11 protein-coding genes are annotated in these 11,092 nt (G+C 69.7%); 6 read left to right on the top strand and 5 right to left on the bottom strand.

Going from position 1 to position 11,092, the window contains the following annotated elements:
• Nucleotides 1–44: 44 nt before the first annotated feature.
• Both ACZ7SW_RS42250 and ACZ7SW_RS42255 read left to right on the top strand, forming a co-directional pair.
• Nucleotides 45–1,370 (top strand): FtsX-like permease family protein, encoded by a 1,326-nt coding sequence (locus ACZ7SW_RS42250; RefSeq protein WP_470235991.1) that lies wholly within the window; start codon nucleotides 45–47, stop codon nucleotides 1,368–1,370.
• Between the two features lie 44 nt (nucleotides 1,371–1,414).
• Nucleotides 1,415–1,741, top strand: a complete 327-nt coding sequence (locus ACZ7SW_RS42255) for a putative quinol monooxygenase (RefSeq protein WP_470235992.1) — start codon at nucleotides 1,415–1,417, stop codon at nucleotides 1,739–1,741.
• A gap of 122 nt (nucleotides 1,742–1,863) precedes the next feature.
• Here ACZ7SW_RS42255 and ACZ7SW_RS42260 read toward each other — a convergent pair whose 3' ends face one another.
• The 3 genes from ACZ7SW_RS42260 to ACZ7SW_RS42270 form a co-directional block, all read right to left on the bottom strand.
• A complete protein-coding gene (locus tag ACZ7SW_RS42260) occupies nucleotides 1,864–2,196 on the bottom strand; it encodes a transcriptional regulator (RefSeq protein WP_470235993.1) in 333 nt (110 codons plus the stop codon).
• The gene (locus ACZ7SW_RS42265) at nucleotides 2,183–2,674 is read right to left on the bottom strand and encodes a hypothetical protein (protein WP_470235994.1); all 492 of its coding nucleotides are present in this window, start codon (nucleotides 2,672–2,674) and stop codon (nucleotides 2,183–2,185) included. Before ACZ7SW_RS42265 ends, ACZ7SW_RS42260 begins: the two co-directional genes overlap by 14 nt.
• A 299-nt stretch (nucleotides 2,675–2,973) precedes the next feature.
• Complete coding sequence (locus ACZ7SW_RS42270; RefSeq protein WP_470235995.1) at nucleotides 2,974–4,017, bottom strand: LacI family DNA-binding transcriptional regulator; 1,044 nt, start codon at nucleotides 4,015–4,017, stop codon at nucleotides 2,974–2,976.
• Nucleotides 4,018–4,156: 139 nt separating this feature from the next.
• Here ACZ7SW_RS42270 and ACZ7SW_RS42275 point away from each other — a divergent pair, with 139 nt between their 5' ends.
• From ACZ7SW_RS42275 to ACZ7SW_RS42285, 3 genes are read left to right on the top strand one after another with little or no spacing between them, the layout of a single operon-like run.
• Complete coding sequence (locus ACZ7SW_RS42275) at nucleotides 4,157–5,494, top strand: MFS transporter (protein WP_470235996.1); 1,338 nt, start codon at nucleotides 4,157–4,159, stop codon at nucleotides 5,492–5,494.
• Nucleotides 5,495–5,520: 26 nt separating this feature from the next.
• Nucleotides 5,521–7,578, top strand: a complete 2,058-nt coding sequence (locus tag ACZ7SW_RS42280) for a hydantoinase/oxoprolinase family protein (protein ID WP_470235997.1) — start codon at nucleotides 5,521–5,523, stop codon at nucleotides 7,576–7,578.
• Nucleotides 7,575–9,158 carry a hydantoinase B/oxoprolinase family protein gene (locus tag ACZ7SW_RS42285; RefSeq protein ID WP_470235998.1) on the top strand — a complete coding sequence of 528 codons (1,584 nt, stop codon included), beginning with the start codon at nucleotides 7,575–7,577 and terminating at the stop codon, nucleotides 9,156–9,158. Before ACZ7SW_RS42280 ends, ACZ7SW_RS42285 begins: the two co-directional genes overlap by 4 nt.
• A gap of 29 nt (nucleotides 9,159–9,187) precedes the next feature.
• Here the strand turns inward: ACZ7SW_RS42285 and ACZ7SW_RS42290 are convergent, their stop codons facing one another.
• Complete coding sequence (locus tag ACZ7SW_RS42290) at nucleotides 9,188–9,598, bottom strand: NUDIX hydrolase (protein WP_470235999.1); 411 nt, start codon at nucleotides 9,596–9,598, stop codon at nucleotides 9,188–9,190.
• 83 nt (nucleotides 9,599–9,681) lie between these two features.
• Between ACZ7SW_RS42290 and ACZ7SW_RS42295 the strand changes: the two genes are divergently transcribed.
• Nucleotides 9,682–10,176, top strand: coding sequence for an HAD domain-containing protein (locus tag ACZ7SW_RS42295; RefSeq protein ID WP_470236000.1), 495 nt, complete (start codon nucleotides 9,682–9,684; stop codon nucleotides 10,174–10,176).
• Between the two features lie 14 nt (nucleotides 10,177–10,190).
• Here the strand turns inward: ACZ7SW_RS42295 and ACZ7SW_RS42300 are convergent, their stop codons facing one another.
• Nucleotides 10,191–10,880: an endonuclease V gene (locus ACZ7SW_RS42300; protein WP_470236001.1), complete on the bottom strand. Its 690-nt coding sequence runs from the start codon at nucleotides 10,878–10,880 to the stop codon at nucleotides 10,191–10,193.
• Nucleotides 10,881–11,092 lie beyond the last annotated feature (212 nt).

Below are 11,092 nucleotides of genomic sequence, written 5' to 3' on the forward strand. Positions count from 1 at the left end.
CGCGAATGCCCGGTGGCGGCGACAAGATCTCAAGGGGAATTGACATGGTAAGACTCGCTTTACGGCTCTTCGGCCAGCACCGCGCCGCGGCCGTCGCCACGGGCCTGGTCGCGCTCGTCGGCATGGCGCTGGTGGTCGCGATGACCGCCCTGCTCGGCACCGGCCTCTCCGGCGGCACAGCTCCGGCCGATCGCGGATTTCTCACTCAGTTCCCGCTCATTCTGGGCGGCTGGGTGGTGGCGATCGTCGTGTTCGCGATGGTCTCGACGATCGGCGTGACGCTCGCCGGGCGGTCCGGCGAGATCGGCGGGTTGCGGCTGATCGGCGCGGCGCCGCGGCAAATCCGGGTGCTCGTCTCGGTGGAAACCCTCGCGATCGCCGCCGTGGCCGCATTGCCCGGGCTGGGGCTCGGCTACCTGCTCGGGTTCCTCTTGCTGACCGGCGTGCGTTCGGCCGGGCTCACCGCGCCGAGCACGACGTTCGCGCCTGGGATCGTGCTGCCCCTGGTCGGCGTCGCGGTGGTGCTGCTGGCCGGAGTGCTCGCGGCTTGGATCGGAAGCCGCGGTCCGGCTCGGCGCAGTCCGGTGGAAGAAGAGTCCGGACCCCGTCGGGTCAGGGCGGCGCGGCCCCGCCGGATCGCGGCGATCGTGTTGCTGGCAGCGGGTTTCGGTTCGTCGAGCGCGGTGCTGGCCTTGCCCGCCGACAACATCGCGACGACCGGTCTGACCGGTCCCGCCGTGGTGCTGTGCTCGATCGGGTTCGCCATCCTCGCGCCGGAACTGGTCGCCGTGGCGAACCGGATCGTCGGACGCCTTTCGCACGGGGCGAAGAACGCCGAAGCGCACCTGGCGAGGGTGAACCTGCGCGCCGCACCGGAAAGAGCCCGTCCGATCGTCACCTTCCTGACGCTGCTGGTCGGCGTCTCCGCGGGCACGCTGGCCATGCAGGGAATCGAAAATCAGCACAGCGTTCCGGGCAGCACCGCCGACGTTCTGGCCTCGATCAACTACCTGGTCGTCGTCCTGATCTCGCTGTTCATGGCGATCGCGCTGACCAACAACCTGGTGGCCGCGATCGGCGACCGCCGGACGGAGTTCGCGACGCTGTCGCTGATCGGCTCGACCGTCCGGCAGGTCCGCGGCATGCTCCTGCGCGAAACCGCCGCCGCGACCCTGCTGGCGATTGTCGTCGCGGTGGCGGGCGCGATGGTGTGTGTCCTGCCGTTCTCGATCGTCAAGACGGGCAGTCCGGCGGCGGCGTTCAGTGTCGCGCCGTTTGTGGTGAGCGCGGTTTTCGGGGGAGGGGTGGTATTGCTGGTGACGTCGGTGGCCGGGGCGCGGGTGATTCGTTCCGCGGCGGTAGCGGCGTAGCCCGGGTTCTGCGAAGGCGGGGAGACTCCTGAGATACTCGGCGCATGATTCTGATCGTCCTCAAAGCACAGATCCGCCCCGAGAAGCGAACCGAATGGCTCGAAGGCATCGAGCGCTACACCGCGCAGGTGCGCAGCGAACCGGGCAATGTGTCGTTCGACTATTACCAGAACGGCGGTGACGAGAACGAATTCGTGATGGTCGAGGTCTTCGCCGACAGCGCCGCCGGCGACGCGCACGTCGCCACCCAGCACGCGCAGGACTTCTTTCCGCTCATGTCGACTGTCGTCGCGGAAAAGCCGCGGATCAACTACCAGAACCTCGACGGGGCGGCCTGGTCGGAAATGGCCGAGGTCACGCCGGTGGACTAGCCGGTGAACGAGGCGGCGTTCGCAATGCGGACGGCCGACCGCGCGGGCCAGAAGGCCCCAGCGGTCGGCCGTTCCTCCATAGTGGACACTGTCGGTCTCGTGCGAGACGAGGGAGGCCGCGATCAGTCGCCGGGTTCCTCCGCGCGGGGCGTGCGGTCCGCTCGCTGCGACTGATCGACGATCTGCTGCAGGGCCGCGACGTGGGCGCGCAGCGCGTGGTGCCCGGAATCGCTGAGGTTGAGCCAAGTTCGCGGCCGCTTGCCCACGTACCCCTTCTTGACCTCGACGTATCCGGGGCCGGCCAGGTTCGCGATCTGCTTGGACAGCGCGGAATCCGACAGCCCGGCCGAGTCGCGGACCCAGCCGAACTCGGCCCATTCGGTGCCGGACAACAGTGCCGCGACGGACAGCCGGGTGGGGTCCAGCAGGAGCGGATCCAGGTCAGGCACGGCCATCGGGCGCGCCCCCTGAGCGATCGCGCCGGATCAGCGCGGCCAAGCCTCGCCGCAGGTGCGGCCCGAACGCGATCAGCGCGATCGCCAGCACCGCGCCCAGGATCGTGTTCCCGTACGGGATCCGTACCAGCGCAAGCGCGATCGCTGCCGCCACGCACACCACGATGAAGACCAGCCCGACAGCGACCCTCGGCCGGATCGCTGACTTGTCCACCCGCACCCGGTGCCCCAGCCACGCCGAACCTCGGCGGGTGCGCAGCAACAGCACGTAGCCCACGACGAGCACGGCCAGCACCAGGCCCTTCCACTCGGCTGCGCCGGGCAGGAAGTCCGCCGAAGCCAGATACAGGAAGACGACGAGGGCGAAGACGACGTCCACCCACTTCGCCCCGTGCAGGGCGTCCAGCGCCTGGTCCCTGCGGTGGTCGACGTCCCGAAGGGCCCGTGCCGCTTCTTCAGGGGAGGGATGCTCGGCCATGATCGCCTCCTTGCCTTGGTGAAATAACTTTCCTGAGGAGAAAGTACCCCATCACTTTCTCCTCAGGCAAGTACTGGCTTGACGGGGAACAGTGCGGGGCTGGCCGGTGCCCGCCTTGGCGGCAGAGGTGTCTGACCTGCCGATGGGCGCAGGAGCGGCGGCGAATGTTTCCTCGCACGGTCTCGGGAACGGCAGCGCGCCCGGTGTTGGCGTGGCGGCGGTCCGTCCGTGCCTGTCCTTCTGCGGGCGCAGGCGGTCTCGTGGTTGCAGACGGTGGAGCGGGTTCAGCTCCGCGCGCGTCACTTCCGCCGCTGGGTCGACTCGCGCAGCCGCAGTTCCGGAGCCCGAAACACCGGCCCAGCAGGAGTTTCGGCCCCGGACAACCGCGCCAGCATCAACTCCACCGCCTGCTCGGCCAGCGCTTCGTGCGTCAGGTCCATCGCGGTGATCGGCGGCGTGCTCGTGCGGGCGTGCTCGCTGTCGGTCAGAGCGGCGAGCAGCAAATCGTCCGGGATGCGCAGGCCTTGCGCGGCGGCGGCTTCGGCGATGAGCGGGGCGAAATCGCTCGTCGCGACCACGATCGCGTCCGGCCGGTCCGGGCCGGACAGCAAGGGGTGCACCAGTTCGGGCACGTCGCGCTGGGTCAGGCCCTCGCTGAGCAGGGCGGTCCGCGGTTTCAGTCCAAGCCGCTCGCACCACGCCAGATAAGTCTCGCGCGGCCGTCGGTTCCAGGCGTTGTCCTCGGTGCCGGACAACAGAAGCACGTCGCGCGCGCCTTGGGCGTAGAGGTGGTCCAGCAGCGCCTCGACGACCGGCGGATAGTCCAGCCGCACCGCCCACGGCAGGTCCGGCTGTTCCGGGTCCTCCTCGACGGTCACCACGGGCAGGCCGCGGCCGAGCAGTTCGGCCAGCGCGGTGTCGCCGCCGTAGGGATGGGCCACGATGCAGCCGTCCATCGGCACGCTCGCGACCGCCGGGTCGTGCAGATCGGGCACGTGGATCAGCCCGGTCTTGTGCCGCAGCATCTCGGTCGCGATCGACCCGACGAGCCGGTTGAACGTCTCGGCCCGGTCGGGCGTGCCGGCCACCGCGTAGCGCGGCCGCAGGATGAGCCCGACGAGACCGGACCGGCCGGTCCGCAGCGAGCGCGCGTTCGGGTTCGGGTCGTAGCCCAGCTCCGCGGCGGCCTCGCGCACCCGCGCCTTGGTCGCCGCCGAAATGGGCCTGCGTCCGGAGAGCGCGTGCGAAACCGTGCTGATCGAGACCCCGGCGCGCTCGGCGACCTCCCGGATCGTCACCGGCCGTTTGCCCGCCGCTGTGTCCGCTGTGCCCTCCGTGTCCACCGCCGTCGCCCCTTCGCCCTGCCTCCGGACGGCCCAGTATCGCCCACCGGCCGGCGGAGGAGGTCTTGACACCGCACCGGCGCGCGGGTTTGATGCCGCGAAAGCTCATCAAAACGTTTTGATGATGATAGGAGGCGCCATGGCCGCCCCGCACGAGCCCGCCCCGCCCACCTCCGCCGCCGCGCCGACCGTCGGCGACGTCTGCACCGGGATGCGGCTGACCCGGCGGCATTGGCTCGCCGGTTCGGTGCTGTTCTTCGCGTTCGTCGTCGAGGCCTGGGAACAGGTCGGGCTGGTCTACGTCTCGAACGGGATCGCGGGCGAGTTCGGGGTGGACAACACGAAACTCGGCTGGGCGCTGTCGGCGGTCGCGTTCGGCATGGTGCCCGGCGCGCTGCTGTGGGGCGGGCTGATCGACCGGCTCGGCCGCCGCCGCGTGACGGTCGCGAGCCTCCTGATCTACGCGGTGCTCGCGCTGGCCGCCGGGCTTTCGCCGGCCTTCTGGCCGTTCGTCGTGCTGCGGTTCCTGTCCGGCGTCGCGTTCGGCGGGGTCTACGCGGTCACGTTCCCGTACTTCCTCGAACTGCTGCCCACCGCCCGGCGGGGCCAAGGTGCCGTCGCGCTGAGCATCGGGTTTCCGATCGGCACCCTGCTGTGCATCGGCGTGAGCCAGTCGCTCGGCATGATCAGCTGGCGCGCCGTAGCCGTCGTCGCCGCGCTGGCCGGGCTGTGGGCGTTCGCCGTGCTGCGCTGGGTGCCGGAATCGCCGTACTGGCTCGCCCGGCGCGGCCGCCACGCGGAGGCCGCCACCGTCCTGCGCGGTCTCGGTGCGGAAATTCCCGCTGACACCAGGTTTTCCGTCGAGGACGCCGACCGCGAGGCGGGCGCGGTGCGCAACCTCTTCCGTTCGCCGGTGCGGCGGCGGTTCCTGCCGCTGCTGCTCACGTCGTTCACTTTCAGCTGGGGCTATTGGGGTTTGCAGACGTGGCTGCCCGTCCTGCTGCAGAACCGCGGGCTGAGCGTGTCCGGCGCGCTGTGGTTCGTCGCGGTGACCCAGGTCGTGTCCGTTCCCGGCTACCTGCTCGCCGCGTGGCTGACCCGCCGCCACGGTCGCAAGCGGATCTTCCTGCTGTTCGCGCTGGCCTCGGCGATCGGCGGCGTGCTGTTCGGTCTCGCCACCGGTTCCGCGCAGCTGTACGCGGGCAACCTGATCCTCGCGTTCTTCTCGCTCGGTGCCTGGGGCATCTGGAACACCTGGTCGGCCGAGGTGCTGCCGACCGGGCTGCGCGGCGTCGGCTACTCCTGGTCCACTTCGGCGATCCTGCTGGCCAACACGGTTTCCGTGCCGGTGATCGGCGCGATGATGGACCACGGCGTGGCGTCCTCGCTGACGGTCGCGTCGATCGTCGCCTTCCTCGTCGTCGCGCTTCTCTCCGTCCTTCCGCTGCCCGAGACCGAGGGCCGCGCGCTCACCTGATTTCCGTTACCCGACAAGGAGTTCCCATGACCTACCGGGTCGCCATGGACATCGGCGGCACCTTCACCGACGTGGTCGTCCACGACGGCGCGACGCAGCGGCTGCGCGCGGGCAAGGTGCTCACCACCCCCGACGACCTCGCGCGCGGCGTTTTCGGCGCGCTCGAAGGATTCGACCTGCCGTTCGCCGAGATCGAGTTCTTCGTGCACGGCACCACGCAAGGACTGAACGCGCTGCTCGAACGGCGCGGCGCGAGGGTGCTGATCCTGACCACCCGGGGGATCGGCGACGTCTACCGGATCGCGCGCGGCAACCGGAACCGGCTGTTCGACCTGCACTACCGCAAGCCCGAACCGCTCGTCGGACCGGAAGCGGTGGCGGAGGTCGCCGGACGGCTCGACGCCACCGGCGCCGAACTCGAACCCCTCGACGAGGACGCGGTGCGGCTGGTCGCGAAACGCGTGCGCGAAGAGGGTTTCGAGGCGGTCGCGGTGTGTTTCCTGTTCTCCTACTTGGATTCCGGCCACGAGCGCCGCGCCGGCGAGATTCTGCGCGACGAACTCGGCGACAACGCGCTGGTCGTGCTCTCCCATGAAGTCGCGCCGGAATGGCGGGAGTACGAGCGCACGTCCACCGCGGTGCTCGAGGCCTACACCGGCCCGTCGGTGCACCGCTATCTCGACCGCATCGAAGGGCGGTTCACCGAGAAGGGCCTGCACGTCCCGGTGCACGTCATGCAGTCCTCCGGCGGACTGGTCAACGCCGGTTTCGCGCGGCGGCATCCGTTGCAGACGCTGCTGTCCGGGCCGGTCGGCGGCACGATGGGCGGCGTCGCGGCGGCGAAGCTGCTCGGCCGTCCCGACCTGATCTGCGTCGACATGGGCGGGACCTCGTTCGACGTCTCGCTGGTGATGGACTACGCCGCCGACGTTTCGCCGGACGGCGAGGCGGAGGGCTTCCCGCTGCTGATGCCGCTGGTCAACCTGCACACGGTCGGCGCGGGCGGCGGTTCGCTCGCCTACGCCGAGGGCGACGCGCTGCGCGTCGGCCCCGAATCGGCGGGCGCGGTGCCCGGCCCGGCGTGCTACGGCCGCGGCGGAACGCAGGCGACGGTGACCGACGCGAACTGCGTGCTCGGCCGCGTCGATCCCGAATCGTTCGCGGGCGGGGGAATGCCGCTCGACCTCGACGCCGCGCACACTGCCGTCGCGACATTGGCGGAACAGCTCAGGATGGACCCGATCGAGCTGGCGTCCGGCATCTGCGACGTGGGCAATGCCAAGATGGCGCAGGCGATCCGCACGCTGACCGTCGAACACGGCCGAGAACCGGGCCAGTTCGCGCTGCTCGCGTTCGGCGGCGCGGGACCGATGCACGCGGCTTTCATCGCCCAGGAAATCGGCATCACCGAGGTGATCGTGCCGCGGTTTCCCGGCGCGTTCTCGGCGTGGGGCATGCTCGAGGCGGACGTCCGGCGGGACTTCGCCATGCAGTTCTTCGCCAATGGAGCCGAACTCGACACCGGAGCCCTGCGCACGGCTCTCGATTCGTTGCGCGATCAGGCGCTGGAAGCGTTGCGGGAACAGGGAATCCCCGAGGACCGCCGGTCGGTGACCCACGGCGTCGACATGCGGTACGAAAGCCAGGACTACACCCTGACCGTGCCGATCCTGGACGACGACCCGGTGGACAGCCCCGAGTTTCTCCCCGCCGTCGAGACGCGGTTCGCCGAGATCCACCACCAGCGCTACGGCCACGCCACCCCCGGCGCGCCGGTGCAGTTCGTCGCGCTCCGCACCACCGGCCACGGCGTCGTGGACCGCGCCGCGGCGGCGGCCGAGGCGAGCGCCGAACGACCGGATCCAGTCGTCCGCGACGTCGTTTTCGCCGGGCAGGCCGTGTCCGCCACGATCGTGGCGCGCGCCTCGCTCGTCCCCGGCAGCCGGTTGTCCGGACCGGCGATCGTGCACGAGGAGACCGCCACCACCGTCGTCCCGCTGGGCGCCGAACTCGTCGTCGACGAGCACGGTTTCCTGGTCGTCACCCTCGCGGCCGCCGATCACCCGCAGGAGGAGCACGCGTGAGCATCAGCCCCGTCACCACCGAAATCATCCGCTCGGCGCTGATCCAGGCGGCCGAGGACATGAACATGACCCTGATCCGGTCGTCCTACACGCCGACGATCTACGAGGGCAAGGACTGCGCCGTCGCGCTGCTGGACCGCAACCACCGCGTCCTCGGCCAGTCGTCGGGACTGCCGATTTTCCTCGGGAACCTGGAGATCTGCACGAGCCACACCGAGGACCTGTTCGGCGCGGACGTCTGGCAACCCGGCGACGTCTGGGTGCTCAACGATTCCTACATCGGCGGCACGCATCTCAACGACTGCACGGTGTACGCGCCGATTTTCGTCGGGGACGAACTGGTCGGCTTCGCGGCTTCGCGCGCGCATTGGATCGACATGGGTTCGAAGGACCCTGGCGGTTCGATGGATTCCACGAACATCTATCAAGAGGGCCTCCGGATGGGGCCGACGCGGATCGTCGCGGGCGGCGTCGAATGCGCCGATATCCTGCGGCTGATCGAAACGAACGTGCGCTTCCCGTACGTGACTCTCGGCGACATGCGCGCGCAGATCGCCTGTGCCCGGATGGGTGTGCGGCGGCTGGGCGAGCTGTTCGCCCGCTACGGCGCGGAAACTGTCGACGCGGCGCGCGAGCAGATCTTCGCCCAGACCGAACGGCTCGAACGCGAACGGATCGCGGCGATCCCGGACGGCGAGTACGAGGCGACCGGCTACCTGGACAACGACGCGATCAATCCGGACACGCCGCTGAAGGTGCGCGTGCGGGTGGTCGTCGAGGGCGAATCGATGACGATCGACCTCACCGATTGCGCCGACCAAGCCGCCGGACCGGTGAATTGCGGCCGCTCCCAAGCGATTTCGGCCGCGCGGGTCGGGTACAAGCTGCTGATCTCGCCGCAGGTGAGCCTCAACGGGGGTTCGTTCGCCCCGCTGGACGTGCAGGTCCGCGACGGGTCGATGCTCGGCGCGCGGGAACCGGCCGCGTGCCAGTACTACTACTCGAGTCTCGGCATGTTGATCGACCTCGTGGTGGCCGCGCTCGCGCCCGCGATGCCGGACCGGGTCGCGGCGGCCAGCTATGGCGATTCGATGATCGTGCAGTTCGCCGGCGACCACCCGCGGACGGGGGAGCCGTTCGTGACGCTGGAGGCGACCGTCGGCGGCTGGGGCGCCTGGGAAGGCGGCGACGGGGAGACGGCGCTGATCAACAACGTCAACGGCTCGCTGCGGGACTTGCCGGTGGAGGTCGTCGAGACGCTGTATCCGGTGCGGGTGAACGAATACCGCATCCGCGCGGGCTCGGGCGGCGCGGGCCGCTGGCGCGGGGGAGACGGCGTGGTCCGGGAGTATGTGATGGAGGCGGACCAGGATCTGTCGCTGTGGTGGGAGCGGTCGGTGACGCCCGCGTGGGGGCTGTTCGGCGGCTCGGCGGGTGCGCCGCCGCGCGTGGTGCTGAACCCTGGCACCCCGGAGGCGCGGGAGATGTTGAAGGTGAACAGCCTCCGGGTGCGGCGGGGGGATGTGCTGCGGTGCGAGTCTGGCGGGGGAGGGGGTTACGGGACGCCTGATGGGGCGTAACGGGAAGCTGGATTCCGCGGACAGACTGTCTACTGTGGAGCTTGGGCCAGCAGCCCGATTTCGTGCAGGTGATCGAAAATGACCTGGTCGACCGGGGAGACCCGGCCCCGGTCGGCATAGGTCAGCCAGACGATTTCCTCGATTTCGCTGCTGGGGGCCAGAGTGCCGCGGTAGTCGGCGGTGTAGCAGGTCATCCGGACGGCGATGCCCGTCGCGTGTCCGTGGGCTTGGGCCTGGAAGGTGCCGAAATGCCGGGCGCTCGCGGGCGCGATGGCGACGGTGAGCTCCTCGTGGATCTCGCGGACGAGGGTCTGCAGATCGCTCTCGCCGGGCTCGCGTTTGCCGCCGGGGAGGTAGTAGACGTCCTTGCCCCGGGAGCGGGTGCTGAGAACCCGGCCCGCGTCGAACGTGATCCAGGCGATCTTGTCGATGACGGTCAACGGGGTTCCTTCCGGGCGGGGCTTTCGCCGGCGAAGGTAGCTGTGGCGGGGCTGGCGGCTCAACTGGATAAGCTGGCAGCGCAATGGAATCGACTGAGTCCTCCCTCGGCGGCCGTCGCTCGTTGGTGTTCCTCGATGTCGACGGACCGCTGCTGCCGTTCGGCCGCGAACCGGCTGAGGCGGGTTCTCCGCTGGACCGGCTCGATTCGCGCTGGGGGACCCGGCTCGCCGCGCTGCCAGCCGAACTGGTGTGGGCCACGACGTGGGAAGACGAAGCCAACACTGAGATCGCGACGCGGCTCGGCCTGCCGCCGTTGCCGGTCGTGCGCTGGCCGGAGCCCTCGGCGGCGGAGGAACGCGAAGACCGGTGGTTCGGCGTGCACTGGAAGACCCGGACCTTGGTCGAGTGGGCGGACGGCCGTCCCTTCGTCTGGGTCGACGACGAGATCACCGACGGGGACCGGGAGTGGGTGCTCGCTCGTCATCCCGGTCATGCGTTGCTGCACCGCGTCGCCCCGGACGGCGGTCTCGCGGAGGAGGATTTCGCGGTCATCGGCGAGTGGTCGCGGTCATCCTGAGGGCTTGCGCTCCGTCATCCGGACTGAGCGCTGCCGTGAAGAACAGCTTCCTTCAACGCCCTCCGGCACAGGGAATCCGCCCGTCGCGTCGTCTCCGGCAGCCGGTAACTCCGTGCCAACGCCAGCGTCGCGTCGCTTGCCTCGGCCAAGCCGATCCGGTGACCGGCCGAAACGAAGACCGGCTTGACCCCCGGCTGTGTCCGCAGCGCGCGGCCGACGACCTCCGCGCCGTCGAGCAGCGGGGACCAATCGCCGCGTGCCGGGCCGGGCAGGTCGTGGGCGAAGGTGAACGGAGTCTTGGCGACCCCGGCGGTGCGGAGGCCGGTCAGAACGCCCAGGTGGCTGGCCAAACCGAGCCGGCGCGGGTGGGCCAGTCCGTAGCCGTCGCAGAGGACCAGGTCTGGGCGGTGGCGGAGCGCGTCCAGGGCGTCCAGGACCGGCGGGAGTTCGCGGAAGGCCAGCAATCCGGGTACGTAAGGAAAGCTGACCTGTCCGGCCGCGGTCGTTTCTTCCACTGTCTCGAGCGACGTGAAATCCACGAGCACGGCGGCTGCGACGACCACGTCTCGTTCGTCGTCGTAGGCGACGTCGACGCCCGCTACCAGGGCACCGTCGGAGAGCGCCGGGCCGGTCGGGTCCACCAGGGCGCGCAGGCGGTGTTGTTCGGCAAGGGCGTCGGCCTCGGTGACGGGCCAGGCGGGCATGGAGTTCCTTGGGGGGAGTTCGGTTGAAGGCCTCGCGGGTCCTGCGGCACGATCGGGTAAGGGCGAACGGCTGACCCTATCAGACACAAAAGTATGACCGTAATGAAAAGCTAATCGTTAGAGCGTGTCTCACTTGGATGGCGGTTGAGGTGCGAGCATGATCATGACTTGTGATGGACGAGTTGTCGCGACGATTGGTGCCCGACGAGTTG

It is taken from the genome of Amycolatopsis sp. NPDC114484, assembly GCF_055633755.1.